This is a genomic window from Lujinxingia sediminis (assembly GCF_004005565.1).
In the GTDB taxonomy this organism is placed as follows: Bacteria; Myxococcota_A; Bradymonadia; order Bradymonadales; family Bradymonadaceae; genus Lujinxingia; species Lujinxingia sediminis.
Genome location: NZ_SADD01000004.1, coordinates 308,227 through 331,157 on the forward strand (window position 1 = coordinate 308,227; position 22,931 = coordinate 331,157).

General features: G+C 62.1%; 18 protein-coding genes and 4 tRNA genes. 19 read left to right on the forward strand and 3 right to left on the reverse strand.

The window, feature by feature from the left end:
* Positions 1–107 precede the first annotated feature (107 nt).
* The 8 genes from xerD to EA187_RS10360 all read left to right on the forward strand — a co-directional run bounded on the left by xerD (position 108) and on the right by EA187_RS10360 (position 3,983).
* Positions 108–1,031 (forward strand): site-specific tyrosine recombinase XerD, encoded by a 924-nt coding sequence (xerD, locus tag EA187_RS10325; RefSeq protein ID WP_115603764.1) that lies wholly within the window; start codon positions 108–110, stop codon positions 1,029–1,031.
* Positions 1,032–1,046: 15 nt separating this feature from the next.
* Entirely contained in the window at positions 1,047–1,880 is an 834-nt protein-coding gene (locus EA187_RS10330) for a segregation and condensation protein A (protein WP_115603763.1), read from the forward strand.
* Positions 1,877–2,515 carry an SMC-Scp complex subunit ScpB gene (scpB, locus tag EA187_RS10335; RefSeq protein ID WP_115603762.1) on the forward strand — a complete coding sequence of 213 codons (639 nt, stop codon included), beginning with the start codon at positions 1,877–1,879 and terminating at the stop codon, positions 2,513–2,515. The genes EA187_RS10330 and scpB overlap by 4 nt, the downstream gene beginning before the upstream one ends.
* An 83-nt stretch (positions 2,516–2,598) precedes the next feature.
* Positions 2,599–3,450 (forward strand): pseudouridine synthase, encoded by an 852-nt coding sequence (locus EA187_RS10340; RefSeq protein WP_115603761.1) that lies wholly within the window; start codon positions 2,599–2,601, stop codon positions 3,448–3,450.
* 104 nt (positions 3,451–3,554) lie between these two features.
* Positions 3,555–3,628: transfer RNA gene (locus EA187_RS10345), tRNA-Met, on the forward strand.
* A gap of 43 nt (positions 3,629–3,671) precedes the next feature.
* A tRNA-Met gene (locus EA187_RS10350) sits at positions 3,672–3,745 on the forward strand.
* Positions 3,746–3,788: 43 nt separating this feature from the next.
* Positions 3,789–3,862: transfer RNA gene (locus EA187_RS10355), tRNA-Met, on the forward strand.
* A 47-nt stretch (positions 3,863–3,909) separates the two neighbouring features.
* A tRNA-Met gene (locus EA187_RS10360) sits at positions 3,910–3,983 on the forward strand.
* A gap of 62 nt (positions 3,984–4,045) precedes the next feature.
* Here EA187_RS10360 and EA187_RS10365 read toward each other — a convergent pair.
* Complete coding sequence (locus EA187_RS10365; RefSeq protein WP_127780215.1) at positions 4,046–4,915, reverse strand: ABC transporter permease; 870 nt, start codon at positions 4,913–4,915, stop codon at positions 4,046–4,048.
* Positions 4,912–5,943 (reverse strand): ABC transporter ATP-binding protein, encoded by a 1,032-nt coding sequence (locus EA187_RS10370; RefSeq protein WP_206524250.1) that lies wholly within the window; start codon positions 5,941–5,943, stop codon positions 4,912–4,914. Before EA187_RS10370 ends, EA187_RS10365 begins: the two co-directional genes overlap by 4 nt.
* A gap of 249 nt (positions 5,944–6,192) precedes the next feature.
* Here EA187_RS10370 and pilB point away from each other — a divergent pair, with 249 nt between their 5' ends.
* The 11 genes from pilB (at position 6,193) to EA187_RS10425 (ending at position 18,457) form a co-directional block, all read left to right on the forward strand.
* Positions 6,193–7,902, forward strand: a complete 1,710-nt coding sequence (gene pilB / locus EA187_RS10375) for a type IV-A pilus assembly ATPase PilB (RefSeq protein ID WP_115603759.1) — start codon at positions 6,193–6,195, stop codon at positions 7,900–7,902.
* A gap of 70 nt (positions 7,903–7,972) precedes the next feature.
* The gene (locus tag EA187_RS10380; protein ID WP_115603758.1) at positions 7,973–9,100 is read left to right on the forward strand and encodes a type IV pilus twitching motility protein PilT; all 1,128 of its coding nucleotides are present in this window, start codon (positions 7,973–7,975) and stop codon (positions 9,098–9,100) included.
* Positions 9,101–9,169: 69 nt separating this feature from the next.
* Positions 9,170–10,381, forward strand: a complete 1,212-nt coding sequence (locus EA187_RS10385; RefSeq protein ID WP_127780216.1) for a type II secretion system F family protein — start codon at positions 9,170–9,172, stop codon at positions 10,379–10,381.
* 23 nt (positions 10,382–10,404) lie between these two features.
* Positions 10,405–12,126, forward strand: a complete 1,722-nt coding sequence (locus EA187_RS10390) for a two-component system sensor histidine kinase NtrB (RefSeq protein WP_115603756.1) — start codon at positions 10,405–10,407, stop codon at positions 12,124–12,126.
* A 44-nt stretch (positions 12,127–12,170) separates the two neighbouring features.
* Positions 12,171–13,583: a sigma-54-dependent transcriptional regulator gene (locus tag EA187_RS10395; protein ID WP_127780217.1), complete on the forward strand. Its 1,413-nt coding sequence runs from the start codon at positions 12,171–12,173 to the stop codon at positions 13,581–13,583.
* A gap of 41 nt (positions 13,584–13,624) precedes the next feature.
* Entirely contained in the window at positions 13,625–14,149 is a 525-nt protein-coding gene (locus EA187_RS10400) for a type IV pilin protein (protein WP_127780218.1), read from the forward strand.
* A gap of 252 nt (positions 14,150–14,401) precedes the next feature.
* Positions 14,402–15,079 (forward strand): type IV pilin protein, encoded by a 678-nt coding sequence (locus EA187_RS21150; protein ID WP_283808546.1) that lies wholly within the window; start codon positions 14,402–14,404, stop codon positions 15,077–15,079.
* A gap of 102 nt (positions 15,080–15,181) precedes the next feature.
* Positions 15,182–16,090 carry a hypothetical protein gene (locus tag EA187_RS10410; protein WP_127780219.1) on the forward strand — a complete coding sequence of 303 codons (909 nt, stop codon included), beginning with the start codon at positions 15,182–15,184 and terminating at the stop codon, positions 16,088–16,090.
* Between the two features lie 20 nt (positions 16,091–16,110).
* A complete protein-coding gene (locus tag EA187_RS10415) occupies positions 16,111–17,058 on the forward strand; it encodes an ABC transporter ATP-binding protein (protein WP_127780220.1) in 948 nt (315 codons plus the stop codon).
* A complete protein-coding gene (locus EA187_RS10420) occupies positions 17,055–17,840 on the forward strand; it encodes an ABC transporter permease (RefSeq protein ID WP_115603751.1) in 786 nt (261 codons plus the stop codon). The genes EA187_RS10415 and EA187_RS10420 overlap by 4 nt, the downstream gene beginning before the upstream one ends.
* 95 nt (positions 17,841–17,935) lie before the next feature.
* On the forward strand, positions 17,936–18,457 hold the full coding sequence (locus EA187_RS10425) for a DUF2505 family protein (protein WP_127780221.1): 522 nt from the start codon (positions 17,936–17,938) through the stop codon (positions 18,455–18,457).
* Between the two features lie 138 nt (positions 18,458–18,595).
* Here the strand turns inward: EA187_RS10425 and EA187_RS10430 are convergent, their stop codons facing one another.
* Positions 18,596–22,783, reverse strand: a complete 4,188-nt coding sequence (locus EA187_RS10430; protein WP_127780222.1) for a zinc-dependent metalloprotease — start codon at positions 22,781–22,783, stop codon at positions 18,596–18,598.
* Between the last annotated feature and the right edge of the window lie 148 nt (positions 22,784–22,931).

Below are 22,931 nucleotides of genomic sequence, written 5' to 3' on the forward strand. Positions count from 1 at the left end.
TGGCCTCATCGGTTGCCGGCCTTGCCCTGCGACGGCTGCCCGCTTAGCCTGCGGACGGCACCATCGCCCCACGCACCACCCGCACTCCTTTGGTTTTCGGAGGCCCTATGAAGCTCGACGAAGCGATCGACAGCTACCTCTTCCATCTCAAAGTCGAGCGTAACCTCGCCGAAAACACGATCCTGGCCTACAGCAACGATCTAAGCCAGTTTGTCGACTTCCTCACCGACGCCGAGAGCGACGCCCCCCGCCCCAGCCCCGATATCGAGGCGATCAGCGACGCCGACATCAGCGCTTTCCTCGCCCACCAGCTCGGCGAATCGGTGAAGACGCGCACGATCTCCCGAAAACTCTCCAGCGTGCGGGGGCTCTTCAAATTCTTGCGCCGCAACCAGACGCTCGAACGCGACCCCACCGCCCACGTCGACGCCCCCAGCTACGGCACCCGCGTCCCCACTGTGCTCACGCTCGATGAGGTCGAAGCCCTGCTAAACGCCCCCGACCGCTCCAGCCCCGAGGGTCTGCGCGACTGGGCCATGCTGGAGGTCCTCTACGCCACCGGCCTGCGCGTCACCGAGCTCGTCACCCTGCTCATTCGCGAGGTCGATTTGAATGCCGGCTACGTGCGCGTGGTCGGCAAAGGATCCAAACAACGCGTGGTGCCCCTTGGTGAGGTTGCAATCGAGGCGCTCGCTGAGTATGAGGACCAGGCGCGTGGCCAACTTCTGGCCAACGCTGGCGGACCCGGCGCCTCACCGGCGCTCTTTGTCACCCGCCGCGGCGGTGCCATGACCCGCCAGGCCTTCTGGAAGAACATCAAACGCTACGCCGAGCTCGCCGGCATCGACAAACCCATCAGCCCGCATAAGCTGCGCCACAGCTTCGCCACCCACCTGCTGGAACGCGGAGCCGACCTGCGCATCGTGCAGGCCCTGCTCGGTCACGCCGATATCAACACCACCCAAATCTACACCCACGTGGCCCGTGAGCGCCTCAAACGCCTCTACGACGACCACCACCCGCGAGCCTGACTCGCCACACACGCCATGAAGAGCGCCCCCGGCGGCCCCCGCGCCGCAGACAACGCCCAGGTCCCCCCTGAGCTTCGCCTCGATCTGCCGAGCTACCAGGGCCCGATGGATCTTCTCCTCGACCTGATCCGCGAGCACGAAGTCGACATCTTCGACATTCCCATCGCCCTGATCACCGCCGAGTACCTGCGCTACCTCGACCAGCTCCAGGCCCTCGATCTTACCGTCGGCGGGGAGTGGCTGGAGATGGCCGCCACCCTGGTCTACATCAAGTCTCGCACCCTCCTTCCTCCCGACCCCGAAGAGGAAGACGACGAACTCGGCCCCGATCCCCGCGAAGAGCTGGTGCGCCGCCTCATTGAGTATCAAGTCTTCAAATGGGCCGCCGAACAACTCGACGATCGCCCCCAGCTTGAGCGCGACTTCTTTCTGGCCGCCCCCAAAGCACGCGAAGAACGCAAGCAGGTCGGCCCCCCGAAGTTGCGCGAAGCCGACATCTCCGACCTTGTCGACGCCCTGCGCCGCGTCATCGAAAAGCAACGCGAAGAGCCGACCTGGGCCTACGAAATCACCCGCGAAAAACTCACCCTGCGCGGCATGGTCCTGGAAATCTCCTCGATCCTGCGTGATGAGCCCCGCATCTCCTTTGAGTCCCTCTTCAGCGAAGGCCGCCTGACCCGCCACCGCGTCGTCACCACCTTTCTGGCCCTCCTGGAGATGACGAAGTTGCGCATGATCAAGCTCTTCCAATCTCGCCTGGGCGGACCTGACACCCTCATCATCGAGCGCGCCGTCATCGACATCGTCGAAGTCAGCCAGACGCTTGAGTTTTACGACAGCACACCATGACTGAGATCCTCGACGAACAGACCACGCGCGCCCGTGTCGAAGCCCTGCTGCTTGCAGCCGAAGAGCCCCTCTCGCTCGACCGCTTCCGCGACGCGCTGCCCGCCGCTTCGGCCGAAGCCCTCCACAAAGTGCTCCGCGCGCTGGAGCTTGAATACGCCGGCCCCCACCGCGGCATCCACCTGGTGCGCATGTCCGGCGGTTACCAGCTTCGCACCAACCCCGATCCCGAGATCGGCCAGGCGATCCGCAAACTTTTTGAGACCCGCCCGGTGCGTATCTCGCGGGCGGCGATGGAGGCTCTGGCCATCATCGCCTACCGCCAGCCTCTGACCCGCGCCGAGATCGATGAGATTCGCGGCGTCAACTCCTCCGGTGTCCTTCAGACCCTCCAGGAGGTTCAGCTCATCGAAGTCGTCGGACGCCTCGACGACATCGGAAAACCCAACCTCTACGGCACCACCCCCCGCTTCTTAGACTTTTTCGGCCTGGAGAGTATCGGCGAGCTTCCCACCCTGGAAGCCAGCGAACTTCAGGCTCTTATTGAGATGCACAACCAGCTCGAAGATCCCGAGGCCGACGTCGAGATCGACCACGCCCCCGACGAGCTTGCTCCCCTTTCTGACGACCAGGAATAGCCCGGCCCGCCTCGAAGTTGGCCCGCCTGAACCCGTCGCCTCACCCCGATCCTTTGCGATCTGCCTGACCCGGAATACCTGTTATGGCCCAAGAAATGCGCGTCCAGAAGTTTTTGTCCAAAGCCGGCGTCTGCTCCCGGCGCAAAGCCGAAGAGCATATGCTCGCCGGCCACATCAAGATCAACGGCAAGGTCTGCAAAGAGCTCGGCACCCAGGTCGACCCCTCTCGCGACACCGTCGAGTTCCAGGGCTCGGTGGTGCGCCTGCCCGAGAGCTACATCTATGTCTTGCTCAACAAGCCGGCCAACTACATCACCTCGCTCACCGACCCGGAGGGCCGCCCGGTCGTCGTCGATCTTTTGCCGGCCTCCATGCCGCGGGTCTGGCCGGTCGGCCGCCTGGACTGGGACAGCGAAGGCCTGCTGCTTTTGACCAACGACGGCAAGCTCACCAACCTCCTCACCCACCCCTCCCACGAGGTCGCCAAGACCTACGCCGTCAAGGTCCGTGGCCTGCTCACCGAGAGCAGCCCCGAGCTTGAAACGCTGCGCACCGGCGTGGAGATCGGTGAGGGCGAGGTCACCGCGCCGGCCCAGGTCCGCCTGATTCGGGATAACGGGCGCAACACCTGGCTGGAGATCGTCATTCGCGAGGGCAAAAACCGCCAGATTCGTCGCATGCTCGAAGCCATCGAGCGCCCCGTCATGAAGCTGCGCCGCATCTCCATCGGACCGCTCACCATCGACGGCATCGCCTCGGGCACCTTCCGCTCGCTGACCCACGCCGAGGTCCTCGACCTCTACGGCGAAGTCGAAGCCACGATCCCCGAGCGGGCGCAGCTCTCCAAACGTGCCCAGAAACGCGAGCGCGAAGCCATCGACCGCGGCGATCTCCCCGATCACCGCGCTAAAAAGCGCAAAAACCGTAACAAATAAGCTCTTCGCATCTTTCTTTCACAATGCTGCTTGACACCTACCGGCCCCTCCCTTAGGTTCCGCCTCCCTGGGACGCAGAGGGTGTCGATGTCAGACAGCCTTGATGCGGGGTGGAGCAGCCAGGTAGCTCGTCGGGCTCATAACCCGAAGGTCACAGGTTCGAATCCTGTCCCCGCTACTTACAATTGAATCGTCAGCCCTTGTGGGGTGCTGACATGTGATGCGGGGTGGAGCAGCCAGGTAGCTCGTCGGGCTCATAACCCGAAGGTCACAGGTTCGAATCCTGTCCCCGCTACTCGAAACACCAGGTCTGGCACATGCATCATTGCCAGCCTTGATGCGGGGTGGAGCAGCCAGGTAGCTCGTCGGGCTCATAACCCGAAGGTCACAGGTTCGAATCCTGTCCCCGCTACTTGTTACACAAAGGTCGGCACTTAGAACGTAAGAGGCTGACCGTGATGCGGGGTGGAGCAGCCAGGTAGCTCGTCGGGCTCATAACCCGAAGGTCACAGGTTCGAATCCTGTCCCCGCTACTCCAGAGAAAAGCGCGTCTCATTCGAGACGCGCTTTTCTCGTTCTTGCCCCCCTACCCGGCTCAATCTCGCAACTTCTTGCCCGTCTTGAGCAGCCACAACGCCAGCCCACCAAAGATCACGTTGAGCACAAGCAACAACACCGCTCCCTGCCACACCGACACATCCGAGACGCCCACCATCCCGTAACGCACCCCGTTGACCATGTAGAGCACCGGATTGAAGAGCGAGACGCTATCCCAGGGCGCCGGCAACATCTCGATCGAATAAAACACCCCGCCCAGAAAGGTCAGCGGCGTGATCAGGAAGTTGGGCAAAAGGTTAATATGATCAAAATCCTCGCCCAGGATCGCGACCACCACCCCGATGAACGCAAAGGCCATCGAGGTCAGCACCATAAACACCAGCGCCACAGGCACCGAATAGAAGGGTGAGGCCCCCATCAACCAGGCCACGATCCAGATGATGGACCCGATGAGCATCGCCCGCACCATCGCCGCAGCCACATACGCCCCCAGAAACTGCACGTAGGTCAGCGGCGTCACCAGAAGATCCACGATGGTGCCGTGTACCTTGGTAATGAAGAGCGAAAACGCCGAGTTGATATACGCATTGGTGATCAACGCCAGCATCACAAGCCCCGGCACCAGAAAGTCCACGTAGGGCACACCGCGGATCTCCTGGAGTCGGTCGCCCAGCGAATACCCGAACACCAGAAAATAGAGCATCGTCGTGATCACGGGGCTGATCACCGTCTGGCCGGCGATCGTCCAGAAGCGCAAAATCTCCTTATAGAAGAGCGTCCACGCCCCGATGAGCTGGCGCCCCTGAGCCACCTCCCTACTACGCGCGATCTTCTCCAACGCCGCCTGCCGCGCTGCCTTACGCCCCTCCTCCGGCGTGCTCTCTCGCCTGTCGTGACTCGCGCTCATGACGCCCCCTTCGACGACGCGTCGGCATCTTCGTGAAGCACCTCCCGGAAGATCGACTCCAGGGAGCTCCGCCCTCCCTCCACCGACACAATCGACGCGCCAGCTCCCACCAGAGTCTTCAACATATAGTCGACCTCTTCGCCCCCCTCCTCGTCGCCACCGGCCCGTGTGTCATTCAACCGGAGGGTCCGCCCCTGCACCTCCACGTCATGCTGCCCCAACGCCTCCAGCACCGCCGCCGAAGGGGCCTCGCGCAGCTGCACCTCCACATGACGCCGACCGAACTTCTCCATCAACGCCTCGCGCTCATCGACGCGCAGCAACCTCCCCCGATTGATGATCCCCACGCGGTCGGCCAACTTCTCGGCCTCCTCCAGATAATGCGTCGTGAGCACGATCGTGGTGCCCCGCGACCGCAACGCTTCGACATAGCCCCAGAGCTCATCACGCAGCTCCACGTCTACGCCAGCCGTCGGCTCGTCTAAGAAGAGCACCACCGGGTCGTGCATCAACGCCTTACAGATCATCAGGCGACGCTTCATTCCCCCCGAGAGCCAGCGGGTGTTGGCGTCGGCCTTCTCCAGGAGCGAGAACTGGTCGAGCAGCGCGTCGATCTCATCGCGCGTGGGTTTGACGCCAAAGTACCCCGCCTGAAACTCCAGCACCTGACGCACCGAAAAGAACGCATCCCAGTTGAGTTCCTGCGGCACAAGCCCCACCATCCGACGTGTCACCCGGTAGTTACTGACCACATCGAGCCCGGCCACCTTAACCTGCCCCTCAAACCCGGTGATAAGCCCGGTGATGCAGCCGATCATCGTCGTCTTGCCCGCCCCGTTTGGCCCGAGCAACGCAAAGATCTCCCCGGGCTCAATCCTTAAGCTCACATCATCAACCGCGCGTAACGCACCGTAGCGTTTGGTCAGCCCGTTGAGCTCGACCACCGCTTCCATCGCTTGCTCACCATCACTCACTGCGTCACCATCCTTCGGGTTGCGGATCGCACCTGTATCCCGCAACCCCATCATCGAAACATCACTCCAGCCCCTCAACGACTCGCCGGGATCGTGATCACAATCACCGCTCGCGCAAGCGCGCTGGCCAAATTGACAGTATTTTGCCGGGCTTGATACCCTCCCGGAAAGAATTTGCTTCCCACATCCAGGCGTACGACAATCGCTCGACCTCATACCCGGGTCTTCCCCCAGCTGATCGTCCGGTGACCGGCTCAGGTCGCCCCCCCTGGTGGTAGATCCCCCTCTGCACGGCAAACACACATGTCCAAAGAACGCATCGGAGAGCTGCTCGTCCGCGAGAATCTCGTCTCGCCATCTCAACTCAAGCAGGCCCAGGACCGCTCCAAGCGCGATGGCAGTCGCCTGGGATATGAGCTCACTCGCCTCGGATTTGTGGAAGAGGGCGAGCTGACCTCCTTTTTGAGCCGCCACTTCGGCGTGCCCTCGGTCAGCCTGGCCGAGATCGAGGTCCCCGAGAACATCATTCAGCTCATCCGCAAAGAAGTCGCGGTGCGCCACCAGTGTTTGCCCATCAACCGCAGCGGCGCCACGTTGGTGGTGGCGATGGCCGATCCGTCGAATATCTACGCCATCGACGACCTGAAGTTCATGACCGGCTACAACATCGAGGTGGTCGTCGCCAGCGAGTCGGCCATTGAGCAGGCCATCTATCGCTATTATGGCGGCGAGGAGAGCGCCGGGATCGACTACGACGCCATCCTCGGTGAGCTCGACCTCGACGACGTCGATTACGTCGAAGAAGAAGACGCCGCCGACGTCAACGATCTGGCCCGCGCCAGTGAAGACGCCCCGGTCATTCGACTGGTCAACCACATCCTGGTCGACGCCATCAAACGCGGCGCCAGCGACATCCACATCGAGCCCTACGAAAAAGAGTTCCGTGTGCGCTTCCGCGTCGACGGCGTGCTCCAGGAGGTGATGCGCCCTCCCCTTAAGCTCAAAAACGCCATCACCTCGCGCCTCAAGATCATGAGCAACCTGGACATCGCCGAGCGGCGACTTCCCCAGGACGGTCGTATCAAGCTGAAAATGGGCCGCAACAAAGAGATGGACTTCCGCGTCAGCGTCCTGCCGACCCTCTTTGGCGAAAAAGTCGTCATGCGACTGCTCGACCAATCCAACCTTCAGCTTGATATGACCAAGCTGGGCTTTGACGAAAAAGCCCTCAAAGTCTTCCTCGACTCCATTCACCGCCCCTACGGCATGTGCCTGGTCACCGGCCCGACCGGTTCCGGCAAAACGACCACGCTCTACTCCGCGCTCAGCGACCTCAACAAAGTCAGCGAAAACATCTCCACTGCCGAAGATCCGGTTGAGTTCAACCTCGCCGGCATCAACCAGTGTCAGATGCATGAGTCGATTGGCCTGAACTTCGCTGCCGCCCTGCGCTCCTTCTTGCGCCAGGACCCCGATATCATCATGGTCGGCGAGATCCGCGACTTCGAGACGGCCGAGATCGCCATTAAGGCCGCCCTCACCGGCCACATGGTGCTGAGCACGTTGCACACCAACGATGCGCCCAGCACGATCAGCCGACTGCTCAACATGGGCATTGAGCCCTTCCTGGTGACCGCCTCACTCAACGTGGTCGTCGCCCAGCGTCTGGCACGCCGGATCTGCCCCGACTGCAAAGAGGTCTACAACGTCCCGCGCGAAACGCTCGTCGAGATGGAGGTCCCCGAGGAGTGGCTCGACCGCCCGGTCTACCACGGCGCCGGATGCTCCTCCTGCGGCGAAACAGGCTACCGCGGCCGCGTCGCACTCTACGAGGTGCTCGGCATGAACGACGCCATCAAGGACTACATCCTGCAGGGCTACTCGACCGCCGAGCTTAAGGCTGAGGCGATTCGCTTAGGAATGAACACGCTTCGCCGCGCCGGCATCATCAAGATGTTCGAAGGCGTCACCACCCCCGAAGAGGTCGTGCGCAACAGCGCTCCGGACCGCTAATGTTGTAAGCCCATTGTCCCCTCGCAATCGTTGCGCTGATCTTACTCCCCCCCCTCGTCCCGAGAGCTCTATGGCTAACCTGCACCAGCTTCTGAAGATCATGGTCGATAAGAACGCCAGCGATCTTCACATCACCGTGGGAGCCCCTCCGCAGCTTCGCATCGACGGCTCGCTTGTGCCGCTCAAAACCTCGAAGCTCTCGCCAACCGAGACCCGTCAGCTCTGCTACAGCGTGCTTACCGACAAGCAGAAGCAGGGGTTTGAGACCGACAACGAGCTCGACCTCTCCTTTGGCGTCAAAGGGCTGAGCCGCTTCCGCGGGAACATCTTCATGCAGCGCGGCGCGGTCGCGGGTGTTTTTCGTAAGATCCCCTTTGAGATTCTGAGCTTCCAGCAGCTGGGCCTCCCCCCGGTCATCGGCTCCTTTGCCGAAAAGCCCCGGGGCCTGGTGCTTGTGACCGGCCCTACCGGCAGCGGTAAGTCCACATCGCTCGCCGCCCTTATCGACAAGATCAACGTCGAGAAGCGCCTGCACATCCTCACCATCGAAGATCCGATCGAGTATCTGCACCCGCATAAGAACTGCCTGGTTAACCAGCGCGAGGTCGGCGCGGACACCGGCGGGTTTAAAAGCGCGCTGCGCTATGTCCTTCGGCAGGACCCCGACGTCGTGCTCATCGGTGAGCTTCGTGACCTGGAGACGATCGAGGCTGCGCTGACCATCAGTGAGACCGGCCACCTGGCGCTGGGCACCCTGCATACCAACGGCTGCGTGCAGACGATCAACCGCATCATCGACGTCTTCCCCTCCCATCAACAGTCGCAGATCCGCGCCCAGCTCTCCTTTGTGCTCGAAGGCGTCATCAGCCAGCAGCTGATCCCGCACGCCTCCGGCCGCGGACGCGCGCTGGCCACCGAGGTGCTTGTGCCCACCCCGGCAATCCGCAACCTGATCCGCGAAGATAAGATCCACCAGATCTACAGTTCCATGCAGGTTGGCCAGTCGCGAAGCTTTATGCAGACGATGAATCAGTCTCTTTTCTTGCTTATCCGCGATCGACAAATCACAGTCGAAGATGGTCTGGCACGATCCAACGACCCTGAAGAACTCCGTACCATGCTTGAGCAGGGCGGCGCCGGAAACTCCGGTGGCGGCTCCGGCCCCCGTAACCGCAGCTCTTCAATCCGATACACCTGAGCGAGCCGCTCGGCCCCTCCGGGGCCAGGCGACTTGCACCGAGTCATACCATCGCGTCTGAGGTGAGCAATGCCTGTCTTTGTCTGGGAAGGAACCAACCGCTCCGGCGAAGCCCGTAAGGGGCAGATGAACGCCAGCAACGCCGAAGAGGTTGAGCAGCGTCTTCGCCAGCAGGAGATCAACGTCTCCAGGGTGAAGAAGAAGGCCTCCAAGAGCTTCAATTTCAAGGGGGTCTCGCGCGTTCCTCAAGACAACCTGGTGATCTTCACCCGGCAGTTCGCCACCATGATCGACGCCGGCCTGCCGCTGGTGCAGTGCCTGGAACTGCTCGGCTCGAACGAGCCTCATAAGGGCTTCCAGCGCATCATCGCCGAGATCCGCAAAGATATTGAGTCCGGCTCCACCCTCTCCGACTCCATGGCGAAACATCCCGGCGCGTTCGACAACCTCTACGTCAGCCTGGTGGCTGCCGGCGAGGTCGCCGGTATCCTCGATACGGTCATGAACCGCCTGGCCATGCAGATCGAGAAGTCCCAGAAGCTGCGTCGGCGCATCAAAGGGGCCTTCACCTACCCCACCATCGTTATCGTCATCGCGATCGTGATCCTCATCGGCATGCTCTACAAGATCATCCCGACCTTCGCCGCGATGTTTGCCGATATGGGCGGCGGCGCCGAGCTCCCGGCCCCGACGCGTTTTGTCATGGCGCTCTCGGAGTTCGTGCAGGCCTACTTCCTCTACATCGTCGGCAGCCTGATAGGCGTTGGCGTCACCGTCAAAACGCTGATGGGCTACCAGCCTACCCGCGCGGTGATCGACGACCTGCTCCTCAAAGTTCCCGTCTTCGGCGACCTTCTGCAGAAGACCGCCGTCGCGCGCTTTACCCGCACCCTGGGCACCATGGTCTCCTCCGGCGTTCCCATCGTCGACAGTCTGGAGATCGTGGCTAAAACCGCCGGCAACATGACCATCCAGAAAGCCATCTTTTACGTGCGCGAACGCATCAGTGAGGGCCAGAACATGGTCGACCCGCTGATGGAAACCGGCATCTTCCCCAAGATGGTCGTGCAGATGATCGGCGTCGGTGAAGCTACCGGTGCGCTCGACACCATGCTCAACAAGATCGCCGACTTCTACGAAGATGAGGTCGACGTGGCCGTCGAAGGCATGACCGCGCTCATTGAGCCCATCATGATGGTGGGCCTGGGCGGGATGGTCGGGGGAATGCTCATCTCGATGTACCTGCCGATCTTCGAGATGGCCGGTAATATCCAGCAATAATTCCGGCTCCCCCACCGCCTCCTATGCCATCGACGCGCGACCGACAGCGCGACCGCCTCAAAGGCCTGCTGGTCTTTCGGGCAGTCCTGGTCACACTCTTTCTGGGCAGCGCGGTGGCGCTCGATGTGCGCACCTTTGCGAGCGTATCGGAGCCGCGAAATCTCACGCTGCTCGGCCTTATTGTGGGCACCTACGCGCTCACCATCGCCCACGGTCTGGCACTGCGTCAGCGGCTCAAGCCTCAGACACTGGCCTGGGCGCAGATCCTGGGCGACCTGGGCGTAACCACCATCCTGGCGCTGGTCTCCGGAGGCTTCGACAGCCTCTTTCTCTTTTTCTTCCATCTTACCATTATCAACGCCGCGATCGTGCTGGGTCGAGCGGGAGGGCTTGTCGCTTCGGGCCTCACAGTGCTCTCGCTGAGTTACCTGGCGTTGGTCAGCGCCGGCATCCTGCCCCACCCCATTTTAAGTGAGCCACCGGCGCTGCAGGCCTGGCGCACGATCGCCTACGAGGTCGTCGTTAACAGCGTCGGCGGCATCATGATCGCCGTGCTCGCTGGCCACCTGGCCGAGCGCCTTGGCGAGGCCACCGAAGCTCTGCAACGCCGCGACATCGACCTCCAGGAGCTGCGCGCGCTCAACGAGCATATCTTAAGCAGCCTCTCCAGCGGCCTGCTCACCGTCGACGGACGCGGCAACGTGATTTTTATGAACCGCGCCGCCGAGGAGATCACCTCCTGGACCTCCAAACACGTGCTCGGCCGCGCGCTCAGCGAACTTTTCCCAAACCTCGCCGACGCCGCACTGGGCCCCCACTTCGGCAAAGATCCGCGCCTGGAAAGCACCTTTACACGCCCTGACGGGAGCCAGGTGCACCTGGGCTTCTCCGTCTCCCCCCTGCGCAACTCCGAGTCGGTTGAGGTCGGACGCATCATCATCTTCCAGGATTTGAGCGACATCCGAAAACTCGAAGAGCAGATGAAACGCTCCGAACGCCTGGCCGCCGTCGGCCAGCTCTCGGCGGCGATTGCTCACGAGATCCGCAACCCCCTGGCCTCCATCAGCGGCTCGGTGGAGATGCTGCACGCCGATGAGGCCATCGATGATGAGAACCGCCTCCTGATGGACATCGTCCTGCGCGAAGTCGATCGCCTCAACGGCCTCATCACCGACTTCCTGGCCTACTGTCAACCCAGACCCCTGCGTGCCGAGCGCCGCGATCTTCGCGAACTTCTCGAAGAACTCCTCCACCTCTACCGCTCCCAGGCCGAACGCGATCGCATCCACCTCGACGTGGACCTCATCCCACAGTCCGAGCCTGTCGAAGCGATGGTCGACGCTGAGGCGCTGCGCCAGATCCTCTGGAACCTGCTTATCAACGCAGGCGATGCCGTACGTTCACGTGCTCCCGAAGACCGCCAGGTACGCGTCGAGCTAAACGCAACGACGTTAGGCCAGCAGCCAGCATGGGTTATCGCCATTGAAGACAGCGGCGCAGGCGTCGCATCGGATCTTCGCGACCGCATCTTCGAGCCCTTCTTCACCACCAAAGACCACGGAACGGGGCTGGGCCTCGCCACAAACTTCCGCCTGGCCGAGTCCCACGGCGGCCGCATCAGCGTGGAGGCTCCCCTCCACTTGAAGGGCGCCCGATTTGAGCTGGTGATCCCGGCTGCTACCGATTCCCCCCCCGAGTCGAACCCACGTCTCCCTTCCCCTGAGGCCGTGGAAGAGGCATCCTGAGGAAGACCTCGTTTCGTACTTTTACAATACGGCCCCTCAAGCTCATGAGCGATCCCGCAACCGACAGTCCGGCGCGCGCCGATCTTCCCATCCTCGTCGTCGATGATGAACGCAGCATGCGTGAGTTTCTCACCGTCATGCTCAAAAAGGAGGGGCACACCGTGGAAGTCGCCGCCTGCGGCGAGGACGCCACCGCCCGCATCGACGCTGGCGAGCGTTTTAAACTGGTGATGACCGATCTGAAGATGCCCGGCATCGGCGGACTTGATGTGCTGCGCGCCATCAAAGCCGCCCAGCCCTCCTGCCAGGTCATCGTGATGACCGCCTACGCCACCGCCGAGACCGCCCTCTCGGCCATCAAGCTCGGTGCCTACGACTACATCACCAAGCCTTTTAAGATCGCGGAGGCGCGCGTGGCGGTAGACCGCGCGCTCGAGAAGTTCGCGCTCGTCAGCGAGAACCTCTACCTTCGCGACGCCCTCGATCATCGCCAGGGCCTGGGGCAACTTATCGGCACGTCCCGCGCGATGCAGCGCGTCTTCCAGATGATCCGGCGCGTCGCCCCCACCCGCACCACCATTTTGATCCATGGCGAGTCGGGCACCGGCAAAGAGCTCGTCGCCCGCGCCATTCACGACTTAAGCGCCAACGCCGAAGGGCCTTTTTTGCCCATCAACTGTGGTGCCATCCCCGAAAACCTCATTGAGAGCGAGCTCTTCGGCCATAAAAAAGGCGCCTTCACCGGTGCCCACGCCGACAAAGAAGGCCTCTTTGTGGCCGCCTGCCAGGGCACGGTCTTTCTCGACGAGGTTGGCGAGCTGCCGCCATCGGTGCAGGTCAAACTTCTGCGGGTGTTGCAGGAGCGCAAGGTGCGCCCGGTGGGCGACGCCGCAGAGCGCGAGGTGACATGCCGCATTGTGGCGGCTACCAACCGCGACCTTCGCCAGGAGGTGCAGGAGGGGCGTTTTCGCGAAGACCTCTACTACCGCCTCAGCGTCATCCCGGTAGAGATGCCGCCCCTGCGCGAGCGCGGCGGCGATGTGCAACTTCTGCTGGAACACTTCCTGCACCGCTACGCCGAAGAGATCGGCAACCCCATCGAAGGCATCGACGCCCGCGCCCTGGCGATCCTCACCGCGTATGCCTACCCCGGCAACGTGCGTGAGCTACAGAACATCGTCGAGCGCGCGGTCACCCTGGAAACCGGCGCGTTGATCACCCCCGAGAGCCTTCCCTACCACCTGCAGGAAGAGAGCTTCTCGCGGGTCGCCCGCCAGATCGATGTTCCCGAGGAAGGCGTCGATATGGAAAAGCTCGTCGAAGAGCTCGAGCGCAACCTCATCGCCCGCGCCCTGGAGCGCGCCGGCGGCGTCAAAACCGAGGCGGCGCGCCTGCTCAACATCAGCTTTCGTGCATTGCGCTACCGCCTCGATAAGTACGGCCTCAACGACGACTGAGTCGCAAACCCCCGCCATTCGCCACCTCAAGGAGCCCCACCATGCAGACCCTCTCCCAGCGCTTCTCAACGATCATTCAGGCCGCCGCCCGCGTGGATCGCCGCGGCATGACCCTGGTGGAGCTGATGATCGTCGTGGCGATCGTCGGCGTGCTCGCTGCCATCGGCGGCATGAGCTACTCCAAATACATTCGCCAGGGCAAAGTCACCCAGCTCAAGCAATACGCCATGGATGTGGCCCGCGGCCAGGAGCAGTTCCGCGCGCGCAACAACCGCTACTACCAGCCCGACTCCGACTATGCCTGGGATATGGCCGACGCCGACCGTCCGGAGTGGAACAACCTGCTGGAGTTCAACTCCAACGTCGCCCAGGGCATCACCATTATCGTGGAGGCCGACATCGGTGGGAACTGCACCATCTGCCCGGCCGGAGCCGAGCCTCAAGGGGTTGGCGCCGATAACAACCCCTGGTTCGCCGTGCTCGTCACCCAGGAAGAACTGGGTGGCGACGCCTACCAGGCCTTCTTCACGAACGACATGCCCGCTCCGATGGAGTTGATTCCCTGATGACCCGCTGTGGCATGGGTGACAAAAATTGTCACTCGCCCTGCCGCTCCACGTCACCCCCTCCCCTTTCATCGCGTGCCACTGCGGAACCCATCGCGCGTTACAAAATGCAAAAAAACCGCAACACTCCGGGCGAATCCGCGATTTCTGAACTTTTTTTGAATTTTTGTGAACCCATGGCAGGGTCTTTGCTCTACCCGGTGACGTCATCAAAGCACGACCCCTCACAACCCCACGCTGAAAGGAGCGACCATGTTGATGAAACTCCGCACCAACAAAAAAGGCTTCACCCTCGTTGAGCTGATGATCGTCGTCGCGATCATCGGTATCCTCGCCGCCCTCGCCATCCCGGCCTTCATCAAGTACATCAACCGCTCCAAGACCGCTGAGGCTGCCAACATCCTCTCCAACGTCTCCGGTGCGGCCAAAGGCTACTTTGAAGGCGACCAGACCTACTCGCTGGCAACTACGGGTGACCAGCCCTGGCACGTCGCTTCCACCGGTGGTGCTGTAGCCGATCGCGCGACCCGCCCCGGCATGCCGGTCGAACTCACTGACAAGGTATTCCCGGGTGGTTCCGCTGGCAGCTTCATTACCCATGACGAGTTCCCGATTGGAGGCGCCAAGGGGGTCCCGGACACCGACAACAGCGCTGCGCTCAACACTGCCGCCCTGCACAAGCTGAACCTGGTGCTCGAAGAGCCGACCTACTTCGGCTACCACATCCAGAGCACCGGCACCGGCGGCGACGCCACCTTCCAGGTCGCGGCCTGCCATGACTTCACCGGTACCACTGCGGCGACCACCACCTGCACCGAAGCCATCACCGACACGCACGCCGTCATCCTCGACTGCGAAGCCGACATCGAAGACGGCACCAACCTCGGCTCGACCTGCTTCCCCCCCTACACCCTCAACGAGTTCAAGTAAGACAGCTCGCTTGACCTGATGTAGGCTAACGAGCCACGGCCCCTTCACCGGGGCCGTGGCTCGTGTCGTTTCAGCCTTCTCCTCCCCGGTCTTGGTCTCACGATGCTGACTCCCCCCATTCGCAAAAGCCTGATCTTCAGCGCGCTTGTGCTCGGAGTGCTCGCCAATCTCCAACTGGGCTTGACGCTCAATCTGGAGAGCAACGCGCGCCGCTTAAGCCAGCCCTCGCGCTACGTATTGCCCTCGGCCGACACCATCGCCATCGCCGCGCTCAACCACCGTGCGGCTGCGGCCGATGTCGTCTGGGTCAACGCCCTGCTCTACGGCGCCGACCGCTTCACCCGTCGCCAGAGCGCCGAAGACGCCACCGACTACGCCAACACGATCATCGACCTCGATCCCCGGTTTAAGCCGGTCTACATGTGGCATCACGCCGCCCGCACGCAATCCTCATCTCGCGTCACCTATGACGATATCGCTGCGGCCAACGCCATCCTCAAACGTGGCCTGGAGGCGTTCCCCGACGAGTGGAAGTTCGCGCAGGCCATCGTCACCAACCACATCGGCCAACGCTACACCCGCACGCCCGAAGAGCATCTGGCCGATATGGAAGAGGCCTACACCTACGCCAGGCTCGGCAGTGAGATGGAAGGCGCGCCCGACGATATGATGATGCTGGCGACGAGCTTCCAGCGTCGCCTGGCCAAAGCACGCGCAGCGGTCAACGGCGACGACCCGGATGAGTCGCAGCTCGAAGCCTCCCCGGCCGAGATCGCGTATCTGATGAAGGGCTACTTTGCCGCGACTGACCCGGCCCGCCAGCAGTTTATGCTGCGCCAACTTTACGACCTGGGCGCCGGCGCCGAGCTGGTCGCCCGCATCGAAACCTACCGGCAGACCTTTGAGCGCGAGCATCAACGCCGCGCCTACCTGCCCCCCGACGTCTTTACACTGAGCGAGCCCGGGCTCTACCGTGCGCCCGGCACCCTTGAAGCCGCTGGCGAGTTCTAAAAGATCGACGAGCCCTACCTATGAGTGATGAGATCGTCCTCGACGTCCAGGACGTCGCCAAAACCTACCGCGTGGGCTTTTTCCGCAAACGCGTCGACGCCGTCAAAGCCGTGAGCTTTCAGATTCGGCGCGGCGAGATCTATGGGCTTGTGGGGCCCAACGGCGCGGGCAAGTCCACGACGATTAAGATGATCACGGGGCTTGTGCGCCCCGACCGCGGGCAGGTGCGCATCTTCGGGATGCCATCAACCCGGGTCGCCGCACGCGCCCGCATGGGCTTTCTTCCCGAGAACCCGAACCTCTACCCTCATCTGAAGGCCGGCGAGCTCATGCGCTTCTACGGAGGCCTCCTGGGGCTCAGTCGCAAGGAGTCTGATGCCCGCGCCGAACGCCTGCTGAATCAGGTCGGCCTTGGCCACGCGCTGGACCGCCCCATCTCGAAGTTCTCCAAAGGCATGAAGCAGCGCGCCGGCATCGCCCAGGCGCTCCTGGGTGACCCGGAGTTTGTCGTGCTCGACGAGCCCCAGTCCGGCCTCGACCCCATTGGCCGACGCGAGATTCGCGACCTGGTCGTCGACCTGCGGCGTCAGGGCAAAACGATCCTCTTCTGCAGCCACATCCTTCCGGATGTGGAAGACATCTGCGACCGCGTTACCCTGGTGCATCAGGGCGAAGTTCGCGAGACGGGGTATATCCACGAGCTGCTCAACCCCGATGTGCTGCGCTACGAGCTCTTCGCGCGCCGCTGGACCCCCGAGCTCACCGACACCCTGGGTGATCGGGTGCTGCAACGCTTCGATATTGGCGAGGTCAGCCGCGTCGACCTCCGGGGCGACATCGATCTGGAAGAGACGCTCGCGCTCATCGCCTCGGCCGGCGCCCGCGTGGAAAGTCTGCAACCGCAGAAACAACGCCTGGAAGACGTCTTTATCCGCGACACCACCGAGACCTCGGAGGCTCGCCCATGATCCGCACGCTGCGACAAGTCGACGCCTTCGCCCGCAACGCCCTTTTGGAGGGACTTCGCAACAAGGTGCTCTATGCGGTGCTCGTCGCCGCGCTCGCTGCCCTGGGCGCGGCAAGCGCCTTCGGCGCGCTGAGCCTGCATCAGGAAGAGCGCCTCTTTAACAACCTGGTCTTCGCCATCGGGCATCTCTTTCTGGTGGCGCTGGCGATCTACCAGGGGGTCAACGCGCTGCACCGCGAGATCGAGTCGAAGACGATCTTCACCGTGCTCTCCAAACCCGTCACCCGTGCGTCCTTTCTGGTCGGAAAGTTCGCGGCCAGCGTGGGCATCCTGGCGGTGTGCTGGGCGCTGATGTTTGGTGCCAAGGCTCTGACCGGGCTGGCGCTCGGCTATGAGATCGGCGCGCTGCATCTTGCCACCTACCTGGGATCGTTGATGCAGCTCGTGCTGGTGCTCGCGTTGGCGTTCTTCTTCAGCGCGTTCTCCGGGCCCCTCTTAAGCGCCCTCTTCACCTTCGGGCTCGTCGTGGTCGGAAGCCTCACCCCGCAGCTGGCCGACGCCTCGCGTCAGTTCGCCAATGAGGGCAACCCGCTTCACCTGATCCTCGATGTGGCCCTCTACGTGGTTCCTGATCTGGAGAAGCTCAACCTCTCCTATGAGCTCGCCACGGGCATTGAGGTGGGCTGGGGCTACCTCCTCCACGCGCTGCTCTACACAGGCGTGACCGCGGGGCTCTTGCTGGGCTTTGGCTACCTGATCTTCTCGCGCCGCGACTTCGCCTGAGCGCAGGCTTCGCGCGCGTCCCGAGAGCTTGCGAATCGGGGTGGGGTGTTTATCGTCGAGCCGTTCTTTTGCCTTATCGACGATGGAGATGCCCCATGCATGTGGAACACCGCACCACGATCACCGCTGAGCCCGACGCGGTCTTCGCCTTTATTCAGAGCCCTGAATACCACCAGGCACTTGTGCCGCGCCTTCATCTTGTGGAGGCCATTGAGCCCGTGAGCGAAGAGCGCGCGGAAGATGGCACGATCATGCGTGTCGCCCGCTACACCGCGCGCGCCGAGCTCCCCGGCGTTCTCAAACGTTTTGAGGCTAAGGCCCCGGACTTTGTGCATTGGGAGGAGCGCAGCCAGCTCAATCCCCTCACCTGCGAGCTGCGCTACGAGATCGTGCCGGAGATGCCCGAGCGCTGGCGAAGTTACTACGCCAATCAGGGCACCCTTCGCGTCGAGCCGCACGCCGGAGGCACCGAGAGCATCGTGGTACAGCACCTGGAGTTCAGCGTCTCCGTTCCCGGGCTCTCGCTCTTTATCGGTAAAGCGTTGCGCTCCGAGATCACCCGGATCTTTGACGCCCAGGGCACTGTGCTTCGCGACCATTTCGACACGAACGCCTGATTCGCCTTCCCGCCCCGGCAACTGACACAAAAAAGCCCCGACTGAGCCAGGCTCAGTCGGGGCTTTTTGATGCTTGCTTTCACCTCTCACCAACCCGGCGCCCCGAAGGTCGCCGAGCTCGGTGAGGCTCAGGCGCGATCAGCGCTGGATGCTGGCACCCAGGGCATCGAACACGAAGCGGCTCATGTCCATCTTGGCCACGACGTTATTCAGCTGCTCCTCGCGGACTTCCGCGTACTCGCGAGCATCTTCGTACGCCGGCGTACCCGGGGTGGCATCTTCCAGCAGCTGCTGGCCGAAGTGGTACTCCGCCAGAAGCTCATTGGCGCGGTCGATCATACGACCCGACACCGAGCGACCCTCGACATCAGCCGACTGGTAGACCTGACCGGTGACCGGGTGGATGAACTCCTTGACCTGAACGTTCGGCCCGAAGGGCTGGTTCTGACCGTTGGTCACACCGATCTTGAGGTAGTGCGCGAAGTCCACGTAGCGGTCTTCCCAGGTCGAGTTGTAGATGAGGCCACCGACCATCATGTTGAACTCGTGGTTGATAGACTGCGGGGTGAAGATGCGCGGCATCCCTTCCTGCGGGTTGCTCAGGCCAAGGCCGAAGCTCGACGCGGAGATCGGGCGGGGATCGTCGTACTTACCGTTGTCGATGACACCACCGTACGCCGAGTAGTCACCCAGGAGCACACCTTCGAGCATGCTGAGCATTTCATCCTTGAAGACCGTCCAGAACGAGAGGTTCGTGGCGCGGAAGTCGGTGAAGAAGGTGCTCTGCGCGAAGTTGGCGTTGATGTCGAAGATCGACTGCGAAGCAACCATCTTGTCGATGTAGGTACCGACGCGGTCGATGCGGTAATCGTACTCATCGGTGAACCCGAAGTTGTAGTGGTTACCGATACCCTTCGGAATGTCGATGTACTCGTCACACTCACCGTATTCGGCGTGGTACTGGGCCGGCAGGTAGGTGTTGTTGAGATCGAAGTACCAGCCGTCATCCAGACGGGAGTTGGCCGGCTCGTACTTGCAGAAGCGGCCCGGCTCCGCCATCGCCATCACTTCGTTGTAGAAGTTGAAGGTGTCGATCGACGCCGTCAGCAAGTCATCGGTGTAATCACCCAGGTTATAGAAGCGGTAGAGGCCGTAGTAACGGAAGGGCTCCTGCGCCATCTGGAAGGTCGAGTACACGCGGTTGATGTAGTTGCTGTAGTTCTCGTAGCCACGGCTGATGTGGTGACGACGGTAACGCCAGAAGGTCTGCAGCGCGCGATAGGTATCGAAGCTGTGGTTGACGATCTCACGCTGGTTGGCACCGAAGTCCCAGATGGAGCAGTTGAGGATTCCGCCGCGGAATTCATCCGAGCAGAACTCGTAAGCCACGGAGCGGTCCAGGTTGGGCTGGTTCTCGCGGTTCAGGTCAAAGTTGGCCCAGTTACGGGTGTTGGCCTGAATCCCCTGACGACGACGCTCCTTGGCCTCGTTGATGGTCATGTAGCTACGGCCGTTGATCAGGATATCGATCCCCTGAGCGTAAACCGCCGGGTCAATGGTACCGGTAGCGGGCGCGCCGGCCAGGATGCGCGGCATCTGCTTGTAGTCACTCAACCAGGCCTGTTGCTCAAGCTGGTTGGGCAGCTGCACCGAATCATCCCAGGTCTCGACGACTTCGGCATAGGCAAACGCGATGGCAGCGTAGTCGTACTTACCAAGACCCTGGAAGCGGCCGGTGAGGTCACCGGTATAATCCATGACGCTGGCGAGCTGGTATTCGGCCTGGCTGGCGTAGTCGACGTCTTTGCCGATGATCTGCTCGGCGAGTTCGCCCTGGAGGCTGTGGGCCTGCTCACGGGTGATGGTGCCGTCAACGACAGCCTGCTCGATGTGCCAGTACTCGTCGTGGAAGTTCAGCGCATCGGTGCTCGCCGAGAAGTTGTGACGAAGGCCCACGGTGTGGCCGATCTCGTGGAGCTGCGTACCGATGAACATCTTGTTCATGAAGTACTCAATGATGTCCGCGCGGCTCTTGCCTTTGAAGTAGTCGGCGGCACCACGGTAGGTGACCAGCATCTCTGCCGAACGGGTCAGCGAGTCGTAGGTCATGATGCTGCGCTCAGCGAGCATGCGGTCACGCTGCTCGACACGCGCGAAGGTGTGACGCGGGGTGTGCACGTCGATGTAGGCCTGGTGAAGCTGCTCGTCGTTGAACGAGGGGCCGAAGCGCTCACGCGCGGTGGCTTCAATCGCCATCGCCGTCTCAACGTCACGCATCAAGAAGTTCTTGACCGAGGGGCTCTGCAGAAACTCCACCATACGCTCGTCCTGCGCGTCGAGCTTCTCGCTGGCCATCGAGACGATGTCCGCTTCGCGCTGGATGCGATCTTTGCCGTGGGCAAGGATGAAGTCGTGAAGCTCATTGACCTCGGGACGCTCATGCAGGCCGACCTTGCTGGTCTGCGAGGGATTGACGCCCGAGCGACGCGCCATCTCTTCTTTGGCTTCCGGCGTCAGGTTGAAGCGGCGGCTGGCCGTATCACTGTCGTGGAAGAGGTCGCGGCGAATCTGGGTGCCGTACATGATGTCGGTGTCGGAGAGCTCACCGTTGAAGTACTGCATCAGGTCAGCAGCGTAGGTGGCCGACTTGCGGATGTAACCACCGGCGAAGTTGGCGTTACCGCTGATGATCTCACCGGTAAGCGGGTCGGCCGCCGAGGGACCGTAACCGGCCCAGGGCACATCCGTCTCAACCCAGTTGAAGAAGCTGTAGCGCAGGTCGCCGACGCGCTCCCAGGTGAAGCGCTCTTCTTCGACGTCGCGGGTCTCGGTGGCGAACTCGAGCTCGGCGCAGAGTTGCACGCGGCTCTCGTTGGACAGGCCCCAGAGCGCGGCTTCCAGAGCCTCATCGCTGGCGGGGTTACCGACGAACTCACGGAAGATCTCGGTGGGGCTGGTGCGGTCGGCCGCCTTGCCCATACCGTACGAGTTACGCCACTGGATCAGCTGACCGGGGTGGCAGCTGTTCTCGACGATACGGTACATCTTGGTGTGGCCGTAGGTGTCCATCAGGACGGTGTCGAGCTGCTCGTCATCGATGTTCTGAGCGAGCTTCACAGCGTTACGGAAGGCCTTGTTCCATTCTTCCGCCGTGATCTGAGCCGCCTCGAACATGAACTCGGGGTATTCGGCGTTGAGGTGGTAGGTGATCGGCTGCGGGATACGCTCGGAGTAGGGCAACTCGTTGCCGTTCTCGTCGAGCATCGTCTGCCAGATGTTCCAGCGGTTGGCGTAGTAGCGACGGGTGTCGTCGGCGGTGCCAACGAAACGGTCCCAGGCTACCCGCTCGGTGCGGAAGTAACCAAAGCGCTGGTGGTAGTCGAAGGTCGCCGGGGCGCAGAGACGCTCCCACTCGTAGCCGTACTCGCGAAGCATCCAGCCACGGACCTGGTCGTTACACTCCACCTCAACTTCGTAGCCGAGATCCTGGTCGACAATCGAGGCCACCAGCATCGGATCGCCGTCTTCGGCTCCGTCGCGAGTTACCTGCATGTTGTCGGTGTACTGCATCGGAATGAAGGTCTCCACTTCGGGAACCTTCATAAAGGAGGAGCGAACACGCACGCGACCACCTTCGCAGCTGAAGATGGTGTCGTAGCCGTAGGCACCGTAGCAGGCGTAGATGTCGGGCTCGTAGGAGTACTCAGCGACCGTGTCGATGTAGTCTTCCGAGATGCGGGCGCGATCTTTGTCGACGTGGCCGTCATCCTGAGGAACGGTACGACCGGCCGGCGCGAAACGACCCAGCTGGCTCTGGAAGTTCCAGAAGCCGTCGATCATGTTGTTATCCCAGGCCACGCGCATGTAGTCGCGCTCGTACCAGGGACGATCACTCATGTTCTCGACGATCTGGTTGCTGGGCTCACCGGTCGCCGTGTTGTAGGCGCGCTGGATATCGAAGTGGCCCCTGATCGGATAGGCGGCCACAACACCAAGGCGACGCGACTCCTCTTCGTCAAAGCCGTTCATCAGGCCGTCGGCCAGCTCCACGGTGGAGTGGGCGTAGAGGAAGTTCTCGGTCACCGTCCAGCGAATTCGCTTCAGCGAGCCTTCCTGCGCCGCGAAGATGACCGAGCCCTGCATATCGGTGTCGGTCACCACCTGACGCATGTACCACTCGTCATCGTTTTGAAAGAGAGCCTTCTCCACGACATTGGGCTGAACACGGTTGATGTCGCCGACTTGCTCGACGCACCCTACCGCGCTGCTCAGCGCCACTGCCACTACGGCCCCGGCCATTGCTTGCCAGGTCGTTGCTAATCTCATTGCCGTCCTCCGTCAGATCTCCATCCGTGATCGGATAAGCCCCAAAACTTCCCCATAACCCATTGAAAAAGGCCATAAATCGTGCTCTGCAAGGGGGTGTCTAGTCTCCTGAGCAGAGGGCACAATTTATGACCTGCGACAAACCTAA